Source organism: Occallatibacter sp. (assembly GCF_036502485.1).
Lineage (GTDB): Bacteria > Acidobacteriota > Terriglobia > Terriglobales > Acidobacteriaceae > Telmatobacter.
Window position 1 is genome coordinate 1 of the sequence record NZ_DASXYM010000126.1, and the last position, 25134, is coordinate 25134.

At 61.4% G+C, this 25134-nt stretch carries 22 protein-coding genes; 12 read left to right on the forward strand and 10 right to left on the reverse strand.

Annotated features, from left to right (window positions below; genetic code table 11):
• Positions 1-30: 30 nt before the first annotated feature.
• On the reverse strand, positions 31-555 hold the full coding sequence (locus tag VGL22_RS16150) for a hypothetical protein (protein WP_465267971.1): 525 nt from the start codon (positions 553-555) through the stop codon (positions 31-33).
• A 563-nt stretch (positions 556-1118) separates the two neighbouring features.
• Here VGL22_RS16150 and VGL22_RS16155 point away from each other — a divergent pair.
• The 8 genes from VGL22_RS16155 to VGL22_RS16190 all read left to right on the forward strand — a co-directional run bounded on the left by VGL22_RS16155 (position 1119) and on the right by VGL22_RS16190 (position 11495).
• Positions 1119-1526, forward strand: a complete 408-nt coding sequence (locus tag VGL22_RS16155; RefSeq protein WP_465267972.1) for a MerR family transcriptional regulator — start codon at positions 1119-1121, stop codon at positions 1524-1526.
• A 60-nt stretch (positions 1527-1586) separates the two neighbouring features.
• The gene (locus VGL22_RS16160; protein ID WP_465267973.1) at positions 1587-2762 is read left to right on the forward strand and encodes a glycosyltransferase; all 1176 of its coding nucleotides are present in this window, start codon (positions 1587-1589) and stop codon (positions 2760-2762) included.
• 40 nt (positions 2763-2802) lie between these two features.
• Positions 2803-4455, forward strand: coding sequence for an NAD(P)H-hydrate dehydratase (locus tag VGL22_RS16165; protein WP_465267974.1), 1653 nt, complete (start codon positions 2803-2805; stop codon positions 4453-4455).
• On the forward strand, positions 4452-4928 hold the full coding sequence (tsaE, locus tag VGL22_RS16170; RefSeq protein WP_465267975.1) for a tRNA (adenosine(37)-N6)-threonylcarbamoyltransferase complex ATPase subunit type 1 TsaE: 477 nt from the start codon (positions 4452-4454) through the stop codon (positions 4926-4928). Before VGL22_RS16165 ends, tsaE begins: the two co-directional genes overlap by 4 nt.
• 76 nt (positions 4929-5004) lie before the next feature.
• On the forward strand, positions 5005-8388 hold the full coding sequence (locus VGL22_RS16175; RefSeq protein WP_465267976.1) for a S41 family peptidase: 3384 nt from the start codon (positions 5005-5007) through the stop codon (positions 8386-8388).
• Positions 8389-8554: 166 nt separating this feature from the next.
• A complete protein-coding gene (locus tag VGL22_RS16180; protein WP_465267977.1) occupies positions 8555-9013 on the forward strand; it encodes a hypothetical protein in 459 nt (152 codons plus the stop codon).
• A 104-nt stretch (positions 9014-9117) separates the two neighbouring features.
• On the forward strand, positions 9118-10125 hold the full coding sequence (gene yiaK / locus VGL22_RS16185; RefSeq protein WP_465267978.1) for a 3-dehydro-L-gulonate 2-dehydrogenase: 1008 nt from the start codon (positions 9118-9120) through the stop codon (positions 10123-10125).
• Positions 10126-10253: 128 nt separating this feature from the next.
• Positions 10254-11495, forward strand: a complete 1242-nt coding sequence (locus VGL22_RS16190) for a GGDEF domain-containing protein (protein WP_465267979.1) — start codon at positions 10254-10256, stop codon at positions 11493-11495.
• A gap of 24 nt (positions 11496-11519) precedes the next feature.
• Here VGL22_RS16190 and VGL22_RS16195 read toward each other — a convergent pair whose 3' ends face one another.
• The 9 genes from VGL22_RS16195 to VGL22_RS16235 form a co-directional block, all read right to left on the reverse strand.
• The gene (locus VGL22_RS16195; RefSeq protein WP_465267980.1) at positions 11520-12149 is read right to left on the reverse strand and encodes a GNAT family N-acetyltransferase; all 630 of its coding nucleotides are present in this window, start codon (positions 12147-12149) and stop codon (positions 11520-11522) included.
• Between the two features lie 123 nt (positions 12150-12272).
• Positions 12273-13040, reverse strand: coding sequence for an enoyl-ACP reductase FabI (locus VGL22_RS16200; RefSeq protein ID WP_465268020.1), 768 nt, complete (start codon positions 13038-13040; stop codon positions 12273-12275).
• A 128-nt stretch (positions 13041-13168) separates the two neighbouring features.
• Complete coding sequence (locus VGL22_RS16205) at positions 13169-13795, reverse strand: hypothetical protein (protein WP_465267981.1); 627 nt, start codon at positions 13793-13795, stop codon at positions 13169-13171.
• Positions 13796-14221: 426 nt separating this feature from the next.
• Positions 14222-15457 carry an acyltransferase family protein gene (locus tag VGL22_RS16210; protein ID WP_465267982.1) on the reverse strand — a complete coding sequence of 412 codons (1236 nt, stop codon included), beginning with the start codon at positions 15455-15457 and terminating at the stop codon, positions 14222-14224.
• Between the two features lie 214 nt (positions 15458-15671).
• Positions 15672-16484, reverse strand: coding sequence for a glutamate racemase (gene murI, locus VGL22_RS16215; RefSeq protein ID WP_465267983.1), 813 nt, complete (start codon positions 16482-16484; stop codon positions 15672-15674).
• The gene (locus tag VGL22_RS16220) at positions 16481-17176 is read right to left on the reverse strand and encodes a GerMN domain-containing protein (protein ID WP_465267984.1); all 696 of its coding nucleotides are present in this window, start codon (positions 17174-17176) and stop codon (positions 16481-16483) included. The genes murI and VGL22_RS16220 overlap by 4 nt, the downstream gene beginning before the upstream one ends.
• Complete coding sequence (locus tag VGL22_RS16225) at positions 17173-17934, reverse strand: N-acetylmuramoyl-L-alanine amidase family protein (protein ID WP_465267985.1); 762 nt, start codon at positions 17932-17934, stop codon at positions 17173-17175. Before VGL22_RS16225 ends, VGL22_RS16220 begins: the two co-directional genes overlap by 4 nt.
• Before the next feature lie 88 nt (positions 17935-18022).
• Positions 18023-18622: a hypothetical protein gene (locus VGL22_RS16230; RefSeq protein WP_465267986.1), complete on the reverse strand. Its 600-nt coding sequence runs from the start codon at positions 18620-18622 to the stop codon at positions 18023-18025.
• Between the two features lie 46 nt (positions 18623-18668).
• Positions 18669-20018, reverse strand: a complete 1350-nt coding sequence (locus VGL22_RS16235; protein ID WP_465267987.1) for a DUF1015 domain-containing protein — start codon at positions 20016-20018, stop codon at positions 18669-18671.
• Positions 20019-20221: 203 nt separating this feature from the next.
• Between VGL22_RS16235 and VGL22_RS16240 the strand changes: the two genes are divergently transcribed.
• The 4 genes from VGL22_RS16240 (at position 20222) to VGL22_RS16255 (ending at position 25074) form a co-directional block, all read left to right on the forward strand.
• Complete coding sequence (locus tag VGL22_RS16240) at positions 20222-21292, forward strand: VWA domain-containing protein (protein WP_465267988.1); 1071 nt, start codon at positions 20222-20224, stop codon at positions 21290-21292.
• A 121-nt stretch (positions 21293-21413) separates the two neighbouring features.
• A complete protein-coding gene (locus VGL22_RS16245; RefSeq protein WP_465267989.1) occupies positions 21414-22385 on the forward strand; it encodes a VWA domain-containing protein in 972 nt (323 codons plus the stop codon).
• 153 nt (positions 22386-22538) lie between these two features.
• Positions 22539-23009 carry a bacterioferritin gene (gene bfr, locus VGL22_RS16250; protein WP_465267990.1) on the forward strand — a complete coding sequence of 157 codons (471 nt, stop codon included), beginning with the start codon at positions 22539-22541 and terminating at the stop codon, positions 23007-23009.
• Positions 23010-23391: 382 nt separating this feature from the next.
• Complete coding sequence (locus tag VGL22_RS16255) at positions 23392-25074, forward strand: InlB B-repeat-containing protein (RefSeq protein WP_465267991.1); 1683 nt, start codon at positions 23392-23394, stop codon at positions 25072-25074.
• Positions 25075-25134 lie beyond the last annotated feature (60 nt).

A 25134-nucleotide genomic window follows, 5' to 3' on the forward strand; every position in this document is an offset into this window, starting at 1 on the left:
TCCCTGGCCTGTTTCCCATTATGGAACCCCCTATTGCATGCCGCGAACTGCTGCGATGGTGGTAGTCAGGGGTTCGCGATCGAGCGTTTCCAGCTTCGATCCGGTCCACAGCATGTAGTACTTACCGCAGGTGCTGGCAGAGTTGCTATGGCAGCCCTGCATCACCAGCAGGCGGCTGTCGGGCCGGTACTGGAAGCCGATATTCTCGTCCGCACCGTTCTTTGGAGCGGTCAGATTGTAGCCGGGCTCATAGACGTGGCCGTTCAATTCGTCCACGATGAAGAAGGTAGTGCAGCCGTCGCCGCATCCCCACTGCAGCAGCGCGTAGTGGCCGCCGAAGTTCATTCCCTGGCTCGATCCCTCACGCAGACGCGTGCGGAAATAGGCCTTGGCGGGGCTGTTGATGATGGGTTCGGATGTCAGTCCCACGGGCACCTTGACGGCCGGATAATCGGCCGCCGCCGGGGTCCAGCCTTGCTGGGCCTGAACCGGCTGGGCTAGCACCGATGCGACTGCGAAAGCGAAGGCGGTAAGGGTGAACCGAAGGTTGTTCATGAGGCCAAGTGTGCCTCGTCCCGTAGCGGATCACCAGAGAGTAATAGGGAATTTTGATTACCAAAGGGTGCTTATGGGGAAGAAATTACCTAATCCACCGCAGGTACAACTTTTGGTGAATGCAGCGATGCCTTGGGCTGAAGGGGAGCTCCGGGAAAGTGGCAACCTGCGTGCTGCTGCCGCCTGGTTGGTCACCGGGGCTTCGGAGCCTGAATTTCGGGCCGTTGTGCAATCAGAGACTCCCCACCAGCTTTCAATTCAAGAGCAGGAGGCGATGCTGACTGCCCAACTAAGGCCGCGCTGGCAGAACGGAGAACTGGCCGCGGCTGTGCTCATTGCGCCGGTTCTTTATGGCCGGAATGGGTCTGCAGAACGATCTCTCGCCGTCCGGCTGCATGCAGAAACTCAGGATGGGTACTGTGCCGACATTCTCATGCCATATCGGATACGCACCGGGTGGCGATGGCGCGGGAGTTCGAGGAACCGGGTACACTTCAGCCATCCGGTGGCGCAGGAGAGCGATTCGCGTTTCAGCGATGTGCCGCACCCGCCCGGGAAAGACGATGCCGACGAAACGTAGATCCAAAGGCGCCTACATGATCTCCGCGGTGGCGGAGATGTACGAGATCCATCCGCAAACCCTGCGGCTCTACGAGCGCGAAGGGCTGCTGAAACCCTCCCGTACCGACGGGAATACGCGGCTTTATACCGACGAGGACCTGGAGCGGCTCGAGTTCATCCTGAACCTGGCGCGCGATCTGGGGGTCAACATCTCCGGCATCGCCATCATCCTGCAGATGCGCGAGCGCATGGAGGAGATGAACCGGCAGATGCAGAGCTTCGTGGAGTATGTGCGGAGCGAGATGCTGTCGCACTTCCAGCAGAACGCGCCCACATCGCCCGGAGCCATTGTTCCGCTGAGGAAGCCGGTGGGCGCGCCGAAGAACAATGGCGGCCGGCGCGAGTCTTAAGCTCAAGGAATCTGATGCCCATCGCGGCAACCCTGTCGGCACAGGTATCCTTAACCCTGCATGCTGTATGCGCTTCTTGCCCTTGCGGTCTTCGGCCTTATTACCTCCTCTGTCTTCACCGGCATGGTGCTGGCCGCGCTGCCGCGGTTTTTCCGTGAGCGCCGCGAGGCTTTCCTGGCCATGGACCGCGAGCCGCGCTACACACCTCCACTCAGCCTGCTGAAGCCGTTGCACGGCGCCGAGCCCGGTCTAGAGGCCTACCTCACGACTTTCTTCGAGCAGGTCTATCCGGTATACGAGATTCTTTTCTGCGCGCGCTCTGCTGAGGATGCCGGCCTCGGGATCGCCCGCAAAGTCGCCGCGCGCTACCCTGAAATTCCGGTGCAGTTCCTTGCCACGGGCGGCCTGCCCGACTACATCAATGCCAAAGTCGCATCGATGGAGTTGATGGCGAAGCACGCCGCCCACGACATCTTCATCATCAGTGACAGTGATGTCCGCGTCGGCCCCGACTACCTGCAGGCCATCGCCGTTTCGTTTGCTGACCCCAAGGTCGGCGGACTCACGTGTCTTTATCGGGGTGTGGCCGCGGAGGGAGGGCTGTGGGCACAGCTTGAGGCGGTCGGCATGTCAGTCGAAATGTCCGCCGGCGTGCTGGTGGCGCGCAGCATGGAGGGCATGCAGTTCACGCTGGGGCCGACCATGGCGTTCCGCCGCGAGACGGTCCGTAAGATGGGCGGCTTTGCGGTAACGGGCGACTACTGCGCTGACGATTTCGTGCTTGGCAACGAAGCGCACAAGCACGGTGACATCATCGTGCTCAGCCATCACGCCATCAATCACATGGTGATCAACGCGAGCTTCTGGCAGTCAATGCTGCACCAGGTGCGCTGGATGAAGTCGACGCGGTTTTCGCGCCCCAAGGGCCATTTTGGGACGTCGCTCACGTTCAGCATGCCGTTCGGGCTGCTCGGCCTGGGGGCAGGGCTCGGGCTGCATCACACGGCGATTGGCGTCGGCCTGCTGGCATGGGCGCTCGTTTCGCGATGGCTGTTGTCGATCGGAGTGGGCAACTGGGTTGTGCGCGACTCCAACATGTTTGCTCTGCTGGTGCTGTATCCTCTCCGCGACTTCATGGGATTTCTCTTTTGGGCGGCCAGTTACACGTCGAGCCGGATCCATTGGCGGGGACGCAAATTTCAGCTTTTGCCGGGCGGCAAGATGCGCGGCGCCTGAGGGGCCGACTGCTTGCTGCGCCCTCGACTAACATGGACGCATGAAGATTCTCTCGGCCGCCGAGATGAAGGTATGCGACCGCGCCACCACGGAGAAGTTCGCAATTCCATCCTTCGAACTGATGCGCCATGCCGCCGCGGCGGTGGCCACGTTCACGCACGACCACTTTCCCAAGGCGCGCCGCATCACGGTGCTGTGCGGGCGCGGCAACAACGGCGGCGACGGCATGATGGTGGCGCGCTTGCTGGGCGGCCAGGCGCTGCACGTGACGGTTGTGCTGCTCGGCGCGCCCTCTGAGTTGAAGGGCGATGCCGAGGAAGCATGGCACCGTTTGCAGGAAGCGGGGAACTGCAGGCTGGTCGTGATTGAGAACGATGCAGACCTCGCCGATCACCAGGCCGTGTTCAAAGCCGATCTCATCATCGACGCAGTGCTGGGCACCGGCTTCAAACCGCCCATGCGCGGGCTGGCTCTTGCCGCGCTCGAATGGGTGAAAGACGGCTCCGCGCCCGTCCTTGCCATCGATCTGCCATCGGGCTGGCCCGCGGATGAAACCAGCGGCAACGCGCCGTCGGCGGTCTATCCCGCCGACGCCGTGGTAACTTTCACTGCGCCCAAGACCGCCCATGTTTTCGGAGAACTCACGCGGCGCTGGAACCAGCCCATCCTTGTAGCGCCCATCGGCTCGCCCGATGAGCTCATCGTCTCGGAAGACAATCTGCACTGGGCCGGGTCTGCGCAAACGCTGCTGCACCAGCCCCGCCCGGTCGATTCCAACAAGGGCAAGTACGGCCATGTGCTTGTCATCGGCGGTACGCTCGGTTCGGCGGGGGGGAAGGCAGGCGCGCCCGCCATGACATCGCTGGCCGCCATGCGTTCCGGAGCAGGCCTGGTCACGGCAGCGGTACCGGCACCGGCTCTGCCTGTGGTGGCCGGCTTTGCGCCGGAGCTGATGACCATTCCGCTTGAAGCCAGCGCAACAGGCGAGGCCCTGTTGCCTGCCGATCCGGAAAAGAGGGAGGCGCTGATCAAAGGAATCACGATCGCTGCGATCGGTCCGGGTCTGGGCCAGAGCGACGGGGCCGAGCAGCTTCTGGCGTGGCTGCTCTCCGCGACAACGATCCCGATGGTGATCGACGCCGATGCTTTGAACATCCTGGCGAAATCGAAAGAACTTCTGGCGGACGCCGCGAAGCCTGGGCGCACCCTGGTTCTTACGCCGCATCCGGGTGAGATGGCGCGGCTGGCCGGCATTTCCACAAAAGAGGTGCAGGCGAACCGGTTGGAGACAGCGCGCAAATTTTCTCTTGAAAATGGCGTGACCCTCGTCCTCAAAGGAGCGCATACATTGATCGCGCACCCCAGCGGCCGCATGGCCGTGAATACCACGGGAAATCCGGGAATGGCCAAAGGCGGCAGCGGCGATCTTCTCACCGGCGTCATTGCAGGGCTTCTGGCACAATATCCAGATCAGTCGGAACTGGCCGTTGAGGCCGCCGTTCACCTTCACGGCCTTGCCGCGGACCTTGCGGTGCGCCACGGCGACGAGCACACTTTAATGGCCACTGACAGCCTTTCCTACTTTTCCCAAGCGTTCCGCTTTCACAGCAAGCGCAGAAACGGTTATGTTTGGTTGCAGGGGCTGCCGGCCGAATCCTCCGCCGCGAAAGGCTCCAGCGAGGCAGCGGAATGAGCAATCACGCCACGGTGGCCGAAGGCCGGATCCATGAATTCGTCACCCAGAGCGGCGCGGACACCATTGAGGTCGGCCGGAAGCTTGCCGGTCTGCTCAAGCCGCCGCAACTGCTTCTGTTGCGCGGGGAGCTCGGCACGGGCAAGACCACGCTGGTGAAGGGCATTGCGCAGGCTCTCGATGCGGCCGATCCCGACGAGGTTACGAGCCCCACGTTCACGCTGGTGCACGAATACGAGGGCACCGGGGACGGCAAGCCCGTGCGGCTGTTCCATCTGGACGTGTATCGGATTGAAGGCGAGCGCCAGCTGGAGACGCTTGGACTGGACGAGTTGCTCACCGGGAACTCGCTGGTGCTGGTGGAGTGGGGCGAGAAGTTCAAGAGCCTGGTCAAGCGCGCCACGGGCGAGATCGTAATCACGTCGGCAGGCGGCGACTCGCGGAAGATTCGCGTGAGCCTCAAGGACGCATAGCTCACTCATCCACGGGAATCTCACGCAGCAGGTTGTAACATGGTGACCAATCTGCTGTTGATCCCTGGAGGTCGTGGTGCGTTTGCCGCGTTGGTTTGATTCAGTCTGCCTTGCCGTTCTTAGCCTCACAATCGGAGTTCCACTTCAACCCGCGCACGCAGCGGACAAGCCGCACATCTTTCAACATCCCGCGCTGTCGAAGGATCTGATCTGTTTTGGCTATGCAGGCGATCTGTGGACCGTTCCCCGCGGCGGGGGCAAGGCGGCGCGCCTCACCACGGGTACCGGGATTGAGACTGCGCCCGTTTTCTCGCCCGATGGCAGCACCATCGCTTTCACGGGCGACTACGACGGCAACACTGACGTGTTCACCATTCCCGCCGGGGGCGGCGTGCCCTTTCGCGTCACCTATCATCCGGCCGCGGACGTTGCGGTGGGCTGGACGCCTGACGGCAAAGACATTCTGTTCCGCTCCACGCGCGACTCAAAGAGCCGTTACGCGCAACTTTACACGGTGTCGGCGACGGGCGGCATCGCCAAGGCGCTACCGTTGCCCATGGCCTACCAGGGCGCCTACTCGCCGGATGGCAAAGAGATCGCCTATTCGCCGCTCGGGCCGGGCTCCAGCTTCAATTACACAAACTACGTGGCATGGGGCAATTATCACGGCGGCCTGGCCTCCACCATCTGGCTGACCACGCTGCCCGGCCTCGAATCTACGCAGATTCCGCATGAGGTAGCCTCGGACTTCAACCCGGTTTACACCGGCGGCAAAGTCTACTTTCTCTCCGGCCGCAAGGGGCACATCACCGTTTTCAAGTACGATTCCGGGACGAAGAAGGTGACTGAAGCGCTCTCTAATGACGGTCCGGATATCCGCTCGCTCGATGCTCAGGGCAACATCCTCATTTACGATCAGCTTGGCGAACTGTATCTGTTCGACACGGCGAGCGGGAAGAGCCAACTCGTGCACATCGAGATTGACGCCGACCTCCCCGAAGTCCGACCGCAGATCAAGGCTGTCGGCGACGAGGTGGAGCACGTGCGCATCTCCGCGACGGGCATCCGTGCCGCCGTCGAAGCGCATGGCGACATCTTCACGGTTGCCGTCAAGCACGGTCCAACGCGCGACATCACCAACACGCCGGGCGTGATGGAGCGCGAGCCGGCCTGGTCGCCGGACGGACAGTCAGTCGCCTATTTCTCGGATGATTCCGGGCTGTATAACCTCTATGTCGCGCCGCAGACGGGCAACGCGGTGGCAGGGGCGGGGGCCGCGAAAAAGTTCGAACTGGCCAAGGAGCCAACGTACTACTTCGATCCCATCTGGTCGCCAGACTCGAAGAAGCTTGCGTTCCACGACAACCGCCTGAACATCTGGATGCTCGACACCACCAGCGGCAGGCTCACCACGATGAGCGACAAGAACATCTACGGCGGCTTTTCCAATACGGCGTACGACGTGTCCTGGTCGCCGGACTCAAAGTGGCTGGCGTACACGCGCTCCATGCCGAATCACCTGCATGCGATCTTCCTGTATGAGGCGGAGAGCGGCAAATCCACGCAACTCACCAGTGACATGGCTGAATCGACCAGCCCTGCGTTCGATCGGGAAGGGAAGTATCTCTACTTCATCGCCAGCACGAACGCCGGTGCCACGTCGGACGGGCTGGACATGACCAGCGATCTGTACCAGGTTACGTCGAACATCTACGCGGTCACGCTGGCATCTGCCACGGCCTCGCCCATCGCGCCGGAACTCGAGGACGAGAAGGGCTCCGCCGACGAAGCCAAAAAGGACGGGGATCATCCTGAGGCGAAAGAGAACGGCAAAGGAGACGAGAAAGCGCAGGCTGCGAAGGCCGCCGTCAAGCCTGTGAAGATCGACCTCGATGGCATCCTGGCGCGTACCGTCGCGCTGCCGTTGCCCACTGCGGCGTATGAGGGTGTGTGGGCCGGCCTGAAGGGGTCCATCTACTTCCTTGAGCGCCCCGCATCCGGGCGTTTTGCGGATGGCGGCGCAGTACTTAACCGCTGGACTCCGGAGGAGCGCAAGACCGAGAAGCTGGCTGAGAATGTTGAGTCGTTCGAGCTCTCCGCGAACGGCGAAAAGATGCTGCTGGCGCTCGGCCATCCTGGCCCTGAAGGTATGGGGAATGGCGGCGGGCATCCTTCGTGGGTCATCGTGCCGGCGAATGCGCCCGTGAAGCCCGCCGAGGGCGCGCTGTCGTTTGGAGACCTGAAGCTCAAGACCGATCCCCATGCCGAGTGGGCGCAGATGTACCACGAGGTGTGGCGCGTTGAGCGTTCCTACTTCTACGACCCAAACCTGCACGGCACCAACGCCGCGGAGGACGAGAAGCGCTTCGAGCCCTACGTGCAATCCATCGCCTCGCGTGCCGATCTCAACTACATCTTCCAGGAGATGCTGGGCGCGTTTTCGGTCGGCCACCTGCGCGGCACGGGGGGCGCGATCCCTGAAGCGAAGAAGGTGCCCGGAGGCCTGTTAGGCGCCGATTACAAGATCGAAGGCAATCGCTACTGCATTGCCAAGCTCTATACCGGTGGCGACTTCAATCCACGCGACAAAGCGCCGCTCGCTCAGCCCGGACTCAATGTCCATGAGGGTGACTGCATCCTGAACATCAACGGCCAGGAAGTCACGTCCGAGATGGACATCCAGCAGCCGCTCGAAGGCACGGCCGGGAAGGTGATCAGCATCCGGATCGGGTCAGCTGACGGTAAGAACCCGCGCGACATCTCCGTCACGCCGATACCGAACGAGCTGAGCCTGCGTAACGTGGACTGGATTGACTCCAACAAAAAGAAGGTCGATGAGCTCTCCGGCGGCAAGCTCGCTTACGTCTACCTGCCTGATACGGGCGGCGGCGGGTTCACCAACTTCAACCGCTACTACTTCGCGCAGACGGACAAGCAAGGTGTGATCGTGGACGAGCGGTTCAACGGAGGCGGACAGGTGGCCGACTACTTCATTGAAGTGCTCGGGCGGCGCGTGGAATCGTATTGGGCGCCTCGTTATGGTGTCGTGGAGCACACGCCCAATGCGGGTATCTATGGGCCCAAGGTGATGATCGCCAATGAGTCTTCCGGCTCAGGCGGCGACGCGCTGCCGTGGCTGTTCAAGCAGGCCAAGCTTGGTCCGCTGGTAGGAAAGCGGACGTGGGGCGGCCTGGTCGGCATCGGGCCGATTCCGGTGCTGATGGATGGCGGCCACGTGACTTCGCCCAGCGTCGCGTTTTTCTCGCCGAAGGGCGAGTGGGACGTGGAGAACCATGGCGTCGATCCTGATTATGTGGTCGAGCAGGATCCGAAGGCCGTGAGTGAAGGCCATGATCCGCAGCTTGAGAAGGCGGTGGCGCTGGCGATGGAGCAGTTGAAGGCGCATCCGCAGCCCGAGGTGAAGAAGCCTGCGTATCCGAACTACCACAACAGCTACTAGGAGCGAAAGACAGTGGTCAGTGATCACGCCTGGTGATCACTGAACATTCCGCTAGCGAACTCATCCATCTTTGAAACTCCCACATCGGCGACGACTTACCAACAACGCTGCTTATGCTGATCGCATGACAATCTTCGGAACACTCAAGTTAACCTTTCGAAACAGAGTGGCGCTGACATTTTCATTGCTGCCATTCATGGTCAACGCTCGTGCACAAAATGCTCAGATTGATGCAGCTAGTGCTATCAGAGGCACTTGGATCATCAAGTCGATCTACCGCACTCAGAATGTCGAAGGCCCTGACCCAAATGAGCAGAAGAAGTTGGTGGGCTCAGAAATCGCGTACGATGATCGATCCCTCAATTCGTGCGGGCAGTCTGTGCCGATTACATCGATTGACCGGCATCCAGTTGATTCGGCCCAGTTCTTGGCTAATACCCAAGTCCGATTCACAGAAGTCGGCATTCATGCCGCAACCGTGATGGAGGTGGTTCTAAATAATCGACAGGCTGGAATGTGCTTCAAAGCATTCCGGCTGCCCGGACAGGACGTGTACCTCAAGAGCAAGGATGAAATTGTGATTGCTTTCGAAGGAGTGTTCTATCGAGTCGTTAGAAAGAAGTAACGGCCTCGCTGTACTCAGAGAGCGATGCTGGACGTATTACCGCCAATCCGGTAGTTTTGCGCCAGAACCGCTGCACACCCTCCTCGCCCCTTCAGAATAAGTCTATGCATCGCCTTCCCTTCGACGAAGTCCACACCCAACTCACCGCGATCCTACGCGCGCACGGCTTCGCACCCGAGCGCGCCACTCTCTGCGCACGTCTCTTTGCGGAGACCACGCGCGACGGAGTCTATTCGCACGGCGTCAGCCGCTTTCCGCGCTTCATCGCGACCATTCGCAATGGGAACGTCGATCCCGCAGCCGAGCCTCGCGTCGTCTCACGCTTTGCCGCGATGGAGCGCTGGGACGGGCAGCGCGGCCCCGGCAATCTGAACGCGCATGCCGCCATGACGCGTGCCCTCGCCCTCAGCCGCGAGCACGGCATCGGCTGCGTCACGCTCGGCAACACCAACCACTGGTTGCGCGGCGGCACCTACGGTTGGCAGGCTGCGGACGGGGGCGCCATCGCTTTCTGCTTCACCAACACCATGCCCAACCTGCCGCCCTGGGGAGGCCTTGATCCTGTCATTGGCAACAACCCGCTGGTGATTGCGGTCCCACGGTCGAAGGGCCACGTGGTTCTCGACATGGCCATGTCGCAGTTTTCTTATGGCGGCATTGAGGGCTACCGCCATCGCGGCGAGATGCTCCCCGTTGACGGCGGCTTCGACACCGCCGGCCGGCTCACACGCGATCCGGCTGCCATTGAGGCAAGCGGGCGTTTTCTTCCCATTGGCTACTGGAAAGGCTCAGGCCTTGCCATCCTGCTTGACCTGGTCGCGGCTACGCTCGCCCTGGGAAATGCCACCCACCAGATCATCTCCGAACCTGTGCGCGAAACGGGCCTGTCGCAGGTCTTCGTCGCCATCCAGCCTGCGGCCGTGGGCGAGCCGGGCAGGCCGGAGCAGATTGCCGACAGCATCGTTGAATCTATCCACCGCTGCCGCCCTGCTCAGCCTGGTCACCCGGTGCGCTACCCCGGCGAGAACACCGTGCGCATTCGCGAGGAGAATACCCGCCTCGGGCTGCCCATCGATCCGACTCTATGGCAGGAGATCCTGGGTCTCGGATGAAGACGCTTTCGGTACGCAAATTGAATACACAATCGTGTTATTTCCAATCAGAACACCGCCATGAAACCCTGATTGGCGAAGTTCAATCCAAATAGCCGGCCTGCACGTCCCCCACGGAGAAACCACGCGTGTACCTGCCCTACCTCATGCTCGGATATGCGGTTGCCGCTGTTCTGATGCTTGGGGCCTGCTATATCAGCTCCAGGGCGGTTCCCGGGCTGGCGGGGGTGCGATTGCTGTCCTGGGCGCTGGTTTCGGGCCTCGCAGGGCTCCTTTTTACCGCCACGCGTGCTTTCGCTCCCCTGTGGATCACGATTCTGCTGGCCAACGAGGCGGTCTTCGGATTCTCGGCTCTTTACTATGCGGCGCTGGCTCGAGGCCTGGGCGTACGCACCCCGGTGGGCGCCTGGGGAGGGGGCCTGCTGGTGGCCGGCCTCGCCGGCAATGGCTGGTTCACCTATGTGCGGCCGGATCTCACCGCGCGCATCCTCATCTCCACGGCTATTCCCGCAATCTTTGCGTTGGGGGGAGCAGTGCTTCTGCTTTCTGCCACGGGGGCTGAATCCGCGCTGGCCAGGGCGCCCATGCGCCGTGTGGCTACAGGTGCGCTTGGCTGGCTCGAAGTCCTCATTGTTATCGCAGACCTGACCCGCTGCGTCCTTACCCTTTTGTATCCACCGCGGCAGATGTTGCACGTTGATGTCATCCAGGCGGGCTACACGTATTTCAACCTGGTCCTGAACATCAGTTCGGCGGCGGGCCTGCTGTGGCTCACCTCCTGGATGCAGCGAGATGACTTGTACACGCGCGCCAATACGGACGGCCTCACCGGCCTGCTGAACCGGCGCGCGTTTGAGGATGTGCTAACCCGCGAGCTGCGCCGGGCCCACGCGGACGCGCGATCCTTGCCCTTGATCCTGGCGGATATCGACGATTTCAAAGGAGTGAACGATACCTGGGGCCACCAGGCCGGCGATGAAGTCCTATGCGAAGTCGGCAATGCGCTGCGCCGGATCCTGCGCCCCTCCGATGCCATTTCCCGTTTTGGCGGAGAGGAGTTCGCCATTCTCCTGCGCGACTCGGACCTGCCGCGCGCCGCGGAGATTGCGGAGCGGCTGCGATGTGAAGTCGAGTCGATTCCGGGCCTGCCGGGGGGAGTGAGAACCAGCGTCAGCCTGGGGGTTGCGTGCAGCCACCCGGGGGAGAGTAGCGATCAACTGCTTGCACGCTGCGACCAGGCGCTCTATCGCTCCAAGCGCGACGGGCGCAACCGCGTTTCCATTGCGGCCAACCGGACCGAAGTTGAAGCGGGCGCCTCCCAGCGTGCGGCTCAACTGGTGCACGCCGACGAGACGGAGCGCTCCGCCTGAGGCAAGCGCGGCGATTCCGCGTGATCACACCAGGCGGATTGTAGCCGGCAGGTCATTCAGCATAGCCTCAATGCGCTCATCTTCTTTCGGTACCCCATACACCTGCTCGTAACACGCTGCCAGCCAGCCGCGCAGACATTCTTTGTCGACGGCATCCGGCAGTTCGCGTCGGTAGAGCAGCATGTCCATTGCTGGAGGTTGGGCGGAGGAGACAGGCGGCATGAGGTACGCGAGGGCGCTGATCTCCCGGCATCCCTGGCGGCGATAGAACTCCTTGCGGCGGGCGCGGTCGATCTGATCCTGCGACGGGGCGAGGCTGGAGTCCACCTCGATGAGCAGAAATCGCTGCTGTGCCTCCGGCCACCCGGCAATGGCGCGGAACAGGAGGCGGCCGATGCCCTTACCGCGCCGCTCCGCATCTACCGCCAGGTACTCGAGGAGCGCCGCATCGCACCCACGGAGCGCAATCGCGATGGCGAATCCCACCACGACGTCGGAGTCCTCCACGACCAGAAACAGATACTCCGGGCGTTCCATCATCTTGCGCAGAGCGTCGGCGCTCTTCCGCTCGCTGGCCGGATGGGCCGCGGTGTAGACGCGAAGCAGGCCGTCGAATGCCGGCTCTCCGGCTGAGCGCACACGATGCACGTTCATATGTACCTCAGGAAGGCAAATCCCCTCGACGCATTGGTCCGTGCCGAGGGGATTCAGATTGTTTAAACGGTTCAGATCGAGGTCTTCTTCTTGCTGCGGCGGCTTGACCGTGATGATTGCGTTTCAGAACCCCATCACGTTGTAACCGCAATCCACGTAGATGACCTCGCCGGTGACCGCGCTGGCCAGGTCGCTGGCCAGGAACAGCGCTGTTCCGCCCACCTCAAGCTGGTCGACGTTGCGCTTGAGCGGAGCGCGCTCGGCGGCGGCCTTCAGCATGTCGCCCAGCGCGCCGATGCCGCGCGCGGCCAGGGTTTTGATCGGTCCCGCGGAAATCGCATTCACGCGGATGTTTTTGGGCCCGAGATCCCAGGCTAGATAGCGCACGCAGGATTCCAACGACGCTTTGGCCAGAGCCATGACGTTGTAATTGGGCACCACCTTTTCGGCGGCGAAATAAGTCATCGTCATGATGCTGCCGCCCTCCGTCATCAGGGGGGCAGCGGCGCGGCTGACCGCGATGAGCGAATACACGCTCACGTCGTGAGCAATGCGGAAGCCTTCGCGGCTGGTGTTGATGAAGGCGCCCTTCAGGTCCTCTGCAGGCGCATAGGCTACAGCGTGCACCAGAACATCAAGCTTGCCGTACTTCTGCTTCAACTCGGCGAATAGGCTCTCGATCTGCTGGTCGCTGGAGACATCGCACTGGAATCCAGACGCGCCGGGCAACTCGTGGATCAGGTCCTCTGCCTCGGCCTTCATGCGCTCGTTCTGATACATGATGGCCAGCGTAGCGCCTGCCGCGTGAAGTTTTTGGGCGATGCCCCAGGCAATGGAGCGCTTGTTGGCCAGTCCGAACACAACGGCAGTTTTGCCTGCCAGATCGATCATCTTGTTCTCATCCTCCGCGGGGTGGTGCGAGCGCAGTCTCACGGCCAACCGTTCTTTAGGATATCAAGCCGGATCGAAGCCCCTGCCGGGGCAGGGTACGCCTTCGCATTGCCGGTGGGTGGGGCGCATTAACGGTTGAGCGCGATGGTCACCGTCTGGCCGGTCATATTGTCTCGATATTGGCCGTTCATGTGCCGCTGATCCGGGGTGACGGTGAGGGCCAGCACGCCGGTGCTGTTTAGAATGGTCTGCGCCTGCAGGCTGAAACTCCAGCCGGCGATCGGCCCCGCCGCCGCCGCTTCCACCACGCCCTGGTTCATCTCGCTGATGAGCACATAATTGCCATACTGCGTGACCTGGTACACCAGCCCCATCGGGCTGCTCCAGGTGCCGGCGATGTTCGGAATCGAGGCCTGTTGCGGTTCTGCGGACTGCTGGTAAGTCGCATTGCTCACCGGCGGTGTTGCCGGGTCATCCTGCGGCTTGTTCTGGGCGCTGGTGCGCGCTTGGTTTTCAAGCACGTTGATGCGCTGGGTCAGATCGTCGGAGGCTGCTTTGCGATCTCCAGGGGAGAGCTTGTTGGCTTCCTGCGTCGTCACCATTTTGGCGCTCATGCCGTCGTTGCCGAAGTGGATCTCTGAGAGGCTGGTGCGGAACACAACCACGATCAGGAGGAAGGCGAAGAACGTGAGCCACAACGCCAGGCGTACGGTTGAGGCGGTCTTTTCAGGAGAGGTCCGCTCTTGTCCGCTCATACGGCTCCCTTTGCAGAACGTGAGGATTGGGAAGATCGCAAACCGAATAGCTAACTAGCCCTTTTGGTTGCGGATTCTACTCTACCGTAAGGCGATTGAAAACAGATATCGGGGTGAGGATGGGCTCAGGGTGTCATCCGCCTCGATCCTTAGTCCACCTGGCCCGTGGGTGGGCCTTGTCAGTCCGTAGCCGACAGCTTCACCGGGAGGATGGCGCACGGGAGACAGGAACCAGCTTTGCGACTGGCCGATCGGGTTGTGGTTCCGTACACCGAACCGCGCGAAATATCAGGTCACGTCACCGGATTGCGGCGACAGTTCGGCATTGTCCCTGCCCAGGGTGCCACCCCGGTTCTGGCTCCGTTAAGGGGCGTGACACGGCATGAGCTTAAGTGGCGGGCTGCAATCGTCTCGGCAAACAGTTGGTCACACCCGGGCGATGGAATGCAGATCTCTCTGCGGTAAGGCTCTCACGAAATGCGATGTCCACTGCCCGCAGAGCGCGATCAATCGCTTCTCAACATACAGATGGAACGCAATGCCTCCCAGGGCGGAAACCACGGCAGTCAGCGCGAAACAGGTGAGATTGCGGAAGACAGTGTCTGGGAATACACGGATGATTCCATTCACACCGATCGCCACCAGCGGGTAGTGGATAAGGTAAATTGCGTACGATGCGTTTCCGAGCAGGAGAAGGAACTCCGGTACGCGGACCGGCCGGATCTGTTCCATCCGGACGGCACCGGCGATCATGAGCCAGGCACCCAGGCCGAACAACATTTCGAAATATCTTAGTGGCCACTTCGGGATGCAGAGAAAGGTAATCCACGTAGCCAGAAACAAACTACCCCCACAGCAGAGAAGAGTACGTGGCAGCCGGATTCGGCGGGTAGACAGCCACGCGGTCAGTACCCCCAGGCCGAACAATAAGTGGAACCGGCTCAGAAGAAACTCCGACCAGCCGGTGGGATACACATTCCAAATGTCACAGACTGAAGCAAGGCTCCATGCAGACAGGACCGGGATTCCGACCTTCGGCCGCCAGATCACGAGCAGGAATAACAGATAAAAGAGAATCTCATGGCGCAAGGTCCACTCAACGGGTAACCATGCCTCTTGTGGTCCTCCAGAAAATGAGGTGGGAATTGGAAGGATCAAGATCGCTGCCGGCAGCCTTGTTAATTGAAAGCGGCGGTGCATGAAGAGATAGTTGAACGGAATCATGACCATCATGGTGGCCCAAAAGATTGGATAGATTCGGCGAAGCCGCTTGATGACGAAGGGCAGAATCTGGTTTACATCTCCAAGCTTCTGGCGGTGGGCCAGAAAGATGACGAAGCCACTTAACACGAAAAAGAACTCGACTCCTGAATAGCCGGGCCGGAAAATCTGAAGCACCTGGTAACCGGGGTAGAGTGTCGCCGAATGTTTGTTAGTTCCGAGGGTGTTTTCGATGTGAAGCAACATCACCGACAAAGCAGCGAGTCCCCTCCCCGCCTGCAGGGTCAGGTACTCAGGACTTTTCGATCGCATAGGGACCCACCAAAATAACGACGTATATCTGTCCGCGGAGAATGTAAGCCCCACGTTGGAGTTGTTGAAGGGGTGAAACGACTGCTGGAAGTGTGCATCGGGCAGCCCGGTCGCATCGGTGTCAGCCATCACAGCCGTGCAAAATCCGCTTAAGTCTGACGACGCGACATCCGGCGCTGTTTGAAGCACGGCGTGGCGAAAGGTGAATGCGGATCATATCGGATGCGAGAAGTTGGGCCGTTCGGGGGATGGGTTTCACTGGCGGCGAAGAAAAGGAGCTTTCCGAACATGGCAAGGGCACTCCTCTGGAGCTCTCAGGTGGGCGATTATGTTTCCGCCCTTTTTAGCCGTCCAGATCCACCAGCTCCACCTTGCCCGTGGGGCGGCCCAGGAATCGCGATCCCAGCCGCTCGAACTTCTCCACCGAGTCGGTCGCGAAGCATCTGACCTGCGCTGTCGAGGGACGAGCTTCGCCGTCCTGTCCAAACAGGCGCATCGCCGCCTCGGCGGTCGCTTCAGCGGAGTCAATCACGCGCACTCCCGGGGTTACGGCCTGCTCCAGAAGGCTGCGGATCAGTGGATAATGGGTGCATCCCAGCACAAGAGCGTCGTATTGGAGCCCCTCCGCCTGAGCCTCGGCGCGCAGCTCAGAGAGATACACGTCGATCACCTGGCGCGTCACTGGATGCTCCGTCCAGCCTTCCTCCACCAAGGGCACCAGCAAGGGGCACGCCTTCTCGAGCGCTCGCAATCCCTGCTCCCGGCATGCGGTGGCATAGGCATGACTCTGCACGGTCGCCGCGGTCGCGATTACCAGTACGTCGCCGGTTTTTGAAGCAGCGCGCGCGGCTTCTGCGCCGGGCTCCACCACGCCCAGCACCGGAACCGGAACGGCTTGCTGAATGGAATCGAGTGCAAGCGCGCTGGCCGTGTTGCAGGCAATGACCAGGTACTCTGCGCCCTGCTTCTCCACCAGAAACTGCGCTGCCTGGGAAGCGTAGTGCGCAATGGTCCGCCGCGACTTCGACCCGTAGGGCAGCCGCGCCGTGTCCCCGAGGAACGTGTAGCACGCATGCGGGATGTGACCCAGCAGCGCGCGCAGGACGGTGAGCCCGCCGAAGCCGGAATCGAATACGCCGATGTGGGGAGATCTCATGGTTTAGCTGTGACCGCGGGAACTGGGTCTGTCGGAATCTCCACCGCCCCTGAACTTCCCTCCGGGCCCGGGGCGCTATCGGAGGTGAGATATGTCCGCGTCAGATCGGCGTGCCCCGCCAGCAATTGCCGTTGGTCGCCGTCCACCAGGAATCGCACCTGGGTGATCTGCGGCAGATTCGCATGCAGGGTTCCGCAGATTGAGAGCACGGTCAGGCTCTCCGTTTCCAGGCCCGAGGGATGACTCGCCACGAAGCTGCCTTTCAGGTTGACCACCGCGAGTTCCGGCCCGGCCGAGTTCCCCGCCGATTTCGATGCGGCTGCGCCTTTGGCCGGAACCGGTAGCAGAAACACCTGGGACACGGATGTGGCCCCGCCCGGTACGGGATGCGTTGAGTCTGTCGAGGCATAAAGATCGAGCAGCCTGCCCAGGACCGCCCGTGCTCGCGCCCCAGGGTCGCTGGGGAGGGGCAGGGAGTGCACTTGCGCGCGAATGGAGTTATTGTCGTCGCTGGCAACCATGAGCGTCGCCTGTTCCGCCGCAGCCACCTGGGGGGCCTGTGTGGGAGCCGAATCCTGGCCGGCCAGCATCTGCTGGTGAGCCTTTTCGCGCATCCTGAACAGGACGGCGCCCATGATGAGCGAGGCAAGCAGAAGGACGGTGACGATTACAGCCTGGTGGCGCGGAATCATGGCTGGCGCGCCCCCATGTTGCCGGATTCGGCTCGCCACTCCAGCAGTGCGCTGGCCAGATCGCCGGCGATCCGCGCCTGGTAATCGGCGTCATCCGGCTCGGCCTTCACCTTCCTGTCGGAGTCACGTTCCGGTGCGAGTTCGATGGCCACGGCGGGGCACGTCATGCTGTCGATCCCCGGCAGCGTCACCCTCCCCAGCGTGACGGTTGTCCCGCTGTGCTGCAGCGCGGAGTTGAGCGCGCCGGTCAGAGCGAGGCTCCGAGTGATGTAAGCACTCTGCGCCGTCTTCCAGGGCAGGAATCGCGAAGCCGATACCGGTCCCAGGTTCGAAGCAAAAAGATGCACGCCCGATCCGGTTTCAGCGACATGCACGCTGATGCATGCCTGCGCGTTGGCGCGATTGGCAACCGCCGCTCGCTGGTCCATGTTCACCGACTGGTCTCCGTCCCTGGTCATCACCACCTGGATCCCGCGTGCTCCCAGGAGCGACTTCAATCGGACGCCCAAGGCAAGCGTAGCGGCTTTCTCATACGATCCGTCGCTCAGGTGACCACCCGAATCGTCCCCGCCATGCGCGGGGTCAATCACCACCATGAAGCGCGGGGGCGCGGCAGGCGGTACCGGTGCAGGACCGATCGGCTGTACCTGCGAAGCGCCGGCCGTGTCAGGCGCCGGACGCGCCGGGTGTGGAGGCTCTTGCGCGTTTGCCCATACCAACAGCCCGCCGAGCACCGCCGGCCCCAACGTCCGGCCCAATGTTCCCCTGCCTCTGAATGAAGAGCGCGTTTCCCGCAAATCTCACCTTTCCGGCAAAGGAATCCAGCACCTGGCTCTTCTGCCGGCGTTATTTTTTTGTGGCCTGGCTGCCCTTCCGGTCGCTGGCCAGCAACTCCCCTTCGTCCTTGTCCACCGCGTCCATGTGGATCTCCAGCATGTAGGAGATATCTGTCAGGAAGTAGACGTTTTTGATCTGGAAGTAGTAGACACCGCCCGGTTGTGCATGGAGGCTCTGCACAGAGGAACGGCGGCTCATCTTTTTGTAAACGGTGGCTCCGGGCAATCCCAGAGCCGCCTGCGGCTGCCAGCTTGCGCACAAGTGATGTTCGCCCGGACTGATCACGAAGCTGGTGAACGAATTCCCGCGCGTAGCGCCAATCCACTCTCCATCCAGCCCTACTCGCGTGACTGGCTTGGGGTACGAGGCGAACTTTGAGTCGTCCTCAATCACTACTACCACCGCCATGCCGTCTACGGGCTGAATAGCGACGTGACCGTCTGTATACTTCACGTCGAATTTCGTTTTTGGGTCTCCGCAGGCCTGAAGCCCCGTGGGTCCAGTGGCGGGTGAAATCTCAGTCTGCGCCAGTGCGGGCCGTGTAAGAAACGCGGGCAATGCAAGTGTGACGAGCGGGAAAACCAGCGACTTCCATCCGGTCCATACCATGGAACCACCCCTCTGGGCGACGAGACTGCGAAGGCCCACCATAGGACTAATCCAAGGCATAGACGGTTAGGCCGCTCAGCAGCTTGGGATAGAAATCGGTAGACTTCTGCGGCATCACCTCGCCGGCAAATGCCACTTCCTTCAATTGCTCCATGCTCACCGGCCGGGTCAGGAACGCCACATCTGCTTCCCCGCGCCGCACCTGTTCCACCGCCTCCGCCGCATCGCGCAGGTAGCGCAGGTTGGACTGCTCGCGCACCTTTTCGGCGTCAAGCCCCAGCAGCTTGTCCAGCACAACCGCGTGTAGTTGGGTCAGATCCAGTGGCCGCTGTCGCTCAGGAACTTCAGCCAGAGCCTTCGCCATTGCGTCGCTCTTCGCCCGCAGCAGCCAGGAGCCTGGTGGCGTCACGACAACAAACGCTGTGTCTGTCTGTTCCTGGAGAGTGTTGAGATAGGCTGCCGCATTCGCTTCAGCGAGCGTTTCAACCGTGAAGTACTGCTGGGCCGACTTGATGAAAGCAGCGGGCTCGAATGACGCCAACCCATGGACCACGCGGTGCGTGGGAAGAATCACGAGCCCGTCTGAATCCATGTTGACGAAGGTCATCATCACCGCTGCTTCGGGATAGGGGGGAGCGGGCAGCGAGTTCACGCTGGTCTCGGCTTTGGCCGGATGCGCGGCCGTCTGCTGCGAAGCGTGCTCCTTCGCGTAAGCCAGCGCGGTTTCGTAGCGATGGTGGCCGTCGGCGATGATCAACTTTTTATCGCGCATGGCGGTGGTCAGGAGGCGGATGGTAGCGGCGTCGCTGATGCGCCACAGCCGGTGGTTGACTCCATACTCATCGGTTATCTGGGTGTCGGGCACGCCGTTGCCGTCGTAAAGGATCTTCTCCACGCTCCCGGCGGGATCGGAATACAGCATGAAAATTTGCCCGAAGTGGGCCCGCGTTGCTTTCAGCAGGTTCAGTCGATCACTTTTCGGCTTGGAAAGCGTCTGTTCATGACGGAAGACCACGCGGTCTGCATAGTCGTGGAGTTTTCCGAGGGCGATGAAGCCGCGGCGCTCCTTCACTACTTCTGATCCGGGCAGGGCACCGGGAACCTTGAATGTTTGCGCGTACGCGAATAGACAGGGAGCTTTCTCCTGGATCAGCACTCCCTGTTCGCGCCATGCATTGAAGTCACGAGCCGCGCGGCTATAAACACTTTCCCCGCGCTCGGCATCGAAGAGTTCAGGCAGGCCGAGAAGGATGCGGACCATATTGTAAGGGCTGCTTTGGTAGTACGCCTGCTGCATGGCTGGGGAAATCTTGTCATAAGGCTGCGTAACCACTTCGTCCAATCGGACAGCGGCCGGATTGTATCGCCAGGCACGGAACGGGAAGAGGATGGCCATGCGGAAGGTTCTTGCTCCGTGTTGAACCGGCAGAAGTTAAGCCGCCACAACCAGGACCCGGTGGGTTCTGCTGTCGATTGTATCGCGAGCACCGGCGGTGGCCACGCTGATGCGTTTTGATCGGAGAAAGACTGTTACCGAGAGGTGACAACAGCCGGACACCAGCCATGCTACTATCACGTACTACTCATGGGTGCAGCGGTATGAGGAAATATCCTATTCTGCGTTCAATGCTCACAGGCCATTTCTCCCTGCATCGGCTCTTTCCTGCCGTCTGCGCTTTGGCGCTGATTGCCGCGGTCCCCTCTGTACGTGCCCAGGACGATCCTTTGAACAAGGTGCACGTTCCGCCGCCCGGCACCACTACGCCCACGGCGGAACCCAAAGGCGCTGAAGCTCCGGCGGTTACTGGCGCTCCTTCCACGCGTGTCAAGCCTGGAAGCGTGATCCGCATGAACGTCGATATGGTGCTGGTGCCTGTCACCGTTACCGATCCGATGAACCGGCTCGTCACCGGCCTCGAACAGGAAGATTTCAAAATCTTCGAGAACAATGGCGAGCAGAAGATCAAGACGTTTGCGGCAGAAGACGCTCCGGTTTCCATCGGGGTGATCTTCGACCTGTCCGGTTCCATGACGTCGAAGCTGGTGCGCGCAAAAGAGTCCATCCTGCAGTTCATCAAGACGGCCAATCCGCAGGATGAGTTTTTCGTGATTGGATTCAACGACCGCCCCGAACTCATCGAGGATTTCACCAGTTCGGTTGAAGACATCCAGGCGCGTCTCGCCACCGTCCGCAGCGGCCACCGCACGGCTTTGCTGGACGCCATCTACTTTGGTGTGGCCAAGATGAAGGAAGCCCGCCACGAGCGCAAGGCGCTGCTGGTGGTCTCCGATGGCGGCGACAACCGATCCCGCTACACCGAGGGCGAGGTCAAGGCGCAGGTCCGGGAGTCCGATGTGGAGATCTACTCCATCGGTATCTTCGATCCTTATGCAGCGACGCCTGAAGAGCGTACCGGCCCGTTGCTCCTTAACGAACTCTGTGAAGAGACCGGCGGACGCATGTTCCGTGTCGACGACCTGAGTGAAATGAGCGACATCGCGGAGAAGATTTCGACCGAGCTGCGCAACCAGTATGTGATCGGGTATACCCCTCGGGACCTGCACCGTGACGGCAAGTGGCGTAAAGTGAAGGTGAAGTTGAATCCACCGCAGGGGCTGCCTCCGCTCACCGTCCATGCACGTACGGGCTACTATGCGCCATTGCAATAACGCGCTCCTAGGGGGCGCACTCTCTGCAGTTCTGTCGTTTTCCGCCGGGTTCTCGTTTGGCGCGCCGTCCGCTCAGGCTCAAACTACCGCTCCGCGTTCTTCCTCGGGTCAGACGCAGGCGTTGCCGCTCACCGTGGATCGCGACCCGGTGCGCTCGCCTGACGGAGAAACCCCCGGCTCCGCCGCCAAGCATCCCAATGTCGAAAAAGAGGGCAGCCAGTACGTTCTTCACTATGACGTGGAAGAGGTGGTGCTGAACGCCACGGTTCTCGATTCCGGCGGCCATCTTGTGCAAGACCTGCAGAAGGACAACTTCACTGTCCTTGAAGACGGCCAGAAGCAGAACGTGATCAGCTTTCAGCACACCGATCTCCCCGTCTCCATCGCATTTGTCGTCGACAACTCCGGATCCATGGCCAAGAAACGCCCCGCGGTGAACAAGAGCGCCATTGATCTCGTGGAGGCTTCCAATCCCAACGACGAAGCGTTTGTGGTGAACTTCTCTGACGAAGCTTTCATCGACCAGGAGTTCACCTCTGACGTGCGCAGGTTGCGCGACGGGCTCTCCCACATCGAATCTCGCGGCGGCACCGCCCTTTACGACGCCGTTGTGGCCTCGGCCGATAAGCTCGCCTCCGATGCCAAGCGCCCCAAGCAGGTGCTGGTCATTATCACGGACGGTGAAGACAATGCGTCCACCCTCAACCTGGAGCAGACCATTCGCAGGGTGCAGCAACTCTCCGGGCCGGTGATCTACTCGATCGGCCTGCTCTTTGGGGATGAGATGAGCCGCTCAGAACAGCGCCACGCCCGGCGTGCCCTCGAAATGCTCTCGGCCGAAACCGGAGGTATGGCGTTCTTTCCCAAGTCTCTTGAGCAGGTGGACCAGATCGCCGCCGAGGTGGCTCGCGACATCCGCAGCCAGTACACGATCGGCTACCACTCTTCCAAGCCATCGAGCGAGCCTGGGTTCCGCCGTGTTCAGGTGGATGCGGCCGAGCAGGGCCATGGGAAACTCACCGTCCGCACCCGCACGGGTTACTTCCCGGTTCAACAGCGCAGCAAGAAACCGACTCGCGCGCAGAACCAATAGTCGCGGGCGGCAACATACTCAGTCCGGCTGTCATCCCGCCCGAGCCGAGGGCTCCAGGTTCGTTTCAGTTTCCGGCGCGTTTCTGCGGTTTCCGATCCACTGCAAAATGACAGGATTGTCATCGTCGCACAGTTCTGCAACAATGGCGGCACTATGAAAGGCAATCCCAAAGTCATCGACCAGCTCAATGAAGCTTTGCGCGACGAACTCACCGCCATCAACCAGTATTTCCTGCACGCGGAAATGGCGGAGAACTGGGGATACAAGAAGTACTCGCGCTACATCAAGAAGCAGTCTATCGATGAGATGAAGCATGCCGAAGTGCTGATGGAGCGGATTCTCTTCCTCGATGGCACTCCCTCGATGCAGCCCATGAGCCTGACGATTGGCCGGAGCGTCAAGGAGATGATCGAGTCCGACCTCGCGCTCGAACACGGGGCGGTGGCGTCTTACAACGAGTCCATCCGCATCTGTGTTGAAAACGCGGACAATGGCTCCCGCGACCTGTTCATGCGGCTCCTCAAGGATGAAGAAGGGCATGTCGACTGGCTCGAAGCCCAGGTGCATCAGATCAAGGAAATCGGCTTCGAGCGCTACCTGATCACTCAGACAGAAGAGGGCTGACGGGCGCGAGACCGCGCCTGCTTCTCTGTCTCAGTCCAATGCGCAAGCCCTGCCGCTTTGCAAACCCTCATGCATTCTCAGCCTGAGCCGATGAGGTTCACTGGCGGGAGCGCAGTCTTTTGCCTGACAGCCGGTGTGTGCGCAGGCTGTCGGAGTGGAGGGCGTTGCGGGGAGCCCCCAAATCAGGATGAAAGGGCAGCGGTTCGCCATGCCTCGACTGCAGAGTCTCGCCCCGCCGATCGCTGTTCTGGCACTGCTCTTCTGCGGCCCATGGGCTCGTCCGGCCGAATCCCAGCAGCCCCAAGGGCTCTCTCTCCGCCGCGGTGTTGTGCACGGTCAGCCCATGCGGCCCCGTGCAAAACGTCTTCCTGCTGGGCGTGCCATGAGCCTGCCCGGCCTCGGGGATCTCACTTGCGCCTCGCCGCGACTCAGCTATTACGGCGGTCCCGTCATCGCCAATCCGCTGCTCGTTCCCGTCTTCTGGAATGCCGACGTCAACCCCACGAGCGTGACCGAGATTCCCCGATTCCTCGCGGATATTACGCAATCGGATTACTGGTACCTGCTCTCCGAATACGCCACGGATACACCCGCCATTGGAGACAAGGGGGGGCTACTCCAATCGGTAGGCGCCGGCTCCGCAACCGCAGGGATCACCCTCAAACCGACCAAATGCCCTGAGGGAAGCCCGGCGGGCTGCACCCTCACGGACGCCGATCTGCAAGCCGAACTCGCCCGCCAAATCAACCAGGATGTGCTGCCTGTCCCCAGCGTCGCCTATGACGGACAGATGCGCACCATCTACATGGTTTACTTCCCGGCCGGGGTGACTCTGGCCGACGCGTCGATCGGCACCAGTTGCGTGGACTTCTGCGCTTATCACAACGCGGCTACAGTCCACCTGGCTTCGCGGCAGCAGAACCTTCTCTACGACGCCCTGATGGATACCTACTCGGGCGGCTGCTCTATTGGCTGCGGAGCCAGCACCACGGGCCTGGGCAATCTCACTTCGACCAGCGTCCACGAACTCGCCGAAACGGTTACGGACCCGAACGTTGGCTTTGTGACGGGCAACCAGTACGCGTGGCCAGCCGCCTGGGCCGACAACGATCACTACTGCGGTGAAATCGCCGATATCTGTGCCGCGGGCAACAACTACCCCATTATGGTTTCGGGCCGCACCTGGGAGGTACAGCCGCTCTGGTCGAATAAGCTGAGGAACTGCGCGATCACCGGCGTCTACCCCTCGCTGCAGATCGAGGCGCCTTCCGCCGTGCTCTCAGGCGGGCCGTTCCTGTTCAGCGTTACGGTCATCAACCCTTCACCGGGGCACAGCATCGATACTGCCTTCTCCGGTACGCTCAGCCTCAGTAGCTCTGATCCCTCTGCGTCAATCATTGCCCCACTGCCGTTCGACGTGGGCGGCTCGGGGATTGCCCAGGCCGATGCCACTCTCAGGACCGCCGGTCTCCAGTCCATCACCGCGAGCGGTTCCGACCCCCGCATCGCCGGAAGCGCCACTGTCAACGTGAACATCAGCACTACAGTCACGGTGCGCACCGTGCCGCCGGGGCTGTCGTTCTCCGTCGATGGCAAGACGTACATTGCCGCGCAGAGCTTTACCTGGAATGTCGGATCTCCCCATGCGCTCTCGACGCAGCGGGTACAAGCGCCGACACCGGGCACCGTGGATATATTTACGCTGTGGTCGGACGGGGGATCAGCCAGTCACGGCGTCGCTGCCGCCTCTGAGAATGCCGTTTATATCGCGGCGTTTGCCAGTTCCTACCGACTCTCCGCGTCTCCCAGTCCGCTGGGCGCAGGCGCAGTCTCCACTGACGGCAACGGCTGGTATGCCGCCGGTGCGCGCGTGGCTATCCGCGCTCTTCCCAACAAGGGTTACGAGTTTGCGGGTTGGGTGGGCCCGGTTGAGGATTCCGCTACAGCCACCACGCATGTAGCGATGAACGGGCCCGTAACAGTCACCGCTGTCTTTGTGGAAGCCGCAGCTTCCAGGCTGCCGCCTCTGTCAACCCTGCCTCCTAGGGCGCGCCGGCCCGATTGAAGCGCAGGGCCTCTCCCCTCGATTCGCTGGTCCGGTCAGGGGCGGGCTCTGTCCCGGCAC

Bases quoted from the DNA above. Each gene is read 5' to 3' on its own strand.
- VGL22_RS16210 (WP_465267982.1), bottom strand. From the start codon at position 15,457: ATGGCTGACACCGATGCGACCGGGCTGCCCGATGCACACTTCCAGCAG.
- VGL22_RS16230 (WP_465267986.1), bottom strand. From the start codon at position 18,622: ATGGTATGGACCGGATGGAAGTCGCTGGTTTTCCCGCTCGTCACACTT.
- murI (WP_465267983.1), bottom strand. From the start codon at position 16,484: ATGAGATCTCCCCACATCGGCGTATTCGATTCCGGCTTCGGCGGGCTC.
- VGL22_RS16155 (WP_465267972.1), top strand. From the start codon at position 1,119: ATGCCGACGAAACGTAGATCCAAAGGCGCCTACATGATCTCCGCGGTG.
- VGL22_RS16160 (WP_465267973.1), top strand. From the start codon at position 1,587: ATGCTGTATGCGCTTCTTGCCCTTGCGGTCTTCGGCCTTATTACCTCC.
- VGL22_RS16165 (WP_465267974.1), top strand. From the start codon at position 2,803: ATGAAGATTCTCTCGGCCGCCGAGATGAAGGTATGCGACCGCGCCACC.
- VGL22_RS16195 (WP_465267980.1), bottom strand. From the start codon at position 12,149: ATGAACGTGCATCGTGTGCGCTCAGCCGGAGAGCCGGCATTCGACGGC.
- VGL22_RS16240 (WP_465267988.1), top strand. From the start codon at position 20,222: ATGAGGAAATATCCTATTCTGCGTTCAATGCTCACAGGCCATTTCTCC.
- VGL22_RS16150 (WP_465267971.1), bottom strand. From the start codon at position 555: ATGAACAACCTTCGGTTCACCCTTACCGCCTTCGCTTTCGCAGTCGCA.
- tsaE (WP_465267975.1), top strand. From the start codon at position 4,452: ATGAGCAATCACGCCACGGTGGCCGAAGGCCGGATCCATGAATTCGTC.
- yiaK (WP_465267978.1), top strand. From the start codon at position 9,118: ATGCATCGCCTTCCCTTCGACGAAGTCCACACCCAACTCACCGCGATC.
- VGL22_RS16235 (WP_465267987.1), bottom strand. From the start codon at position 20,018: ATGGCCATCCTCTTCCCGTTCCGTGCCTGGCGATACAATCCGGCCGCT.
- VGL22_RS16200 (WP_465268020.1), bottom strand. From the start codon at position 13,040: ATGATCGATCTGGCAGGCAAAACTGCCGTTGTGTTCGGACTGGCCAAC.
- VGL22_RS16220 (WP_465267984.1), bottom strand. From the start codon at position 17,176: ATGATTCCGCGCCACCAGGCTGTAATCGTCACCGTCCTTCTGCTTGCC.
- VGL22_RS16255 (WP_465267991.1), top strand. From the start codon at position 23,392: ATGAGCCTGCCCGGCCTCGGGGATCTCACTTGCGCCTCGCCGCGACTC.
- bfr (WP_465267990.1), top strand. From the start codon at position 22,539: ATGAAAGGCAATCCCAAAGTCATCGACCAGCTCAATGAAGCTTTGCGC.
- VGL22_RS16205 (WP_465267981.1), bottom strand. From the start codon at position 13,795: ATGAGCGGACAAGAGCGGACCTCTCCTGAAAAGACCGCCTCAACCGTA.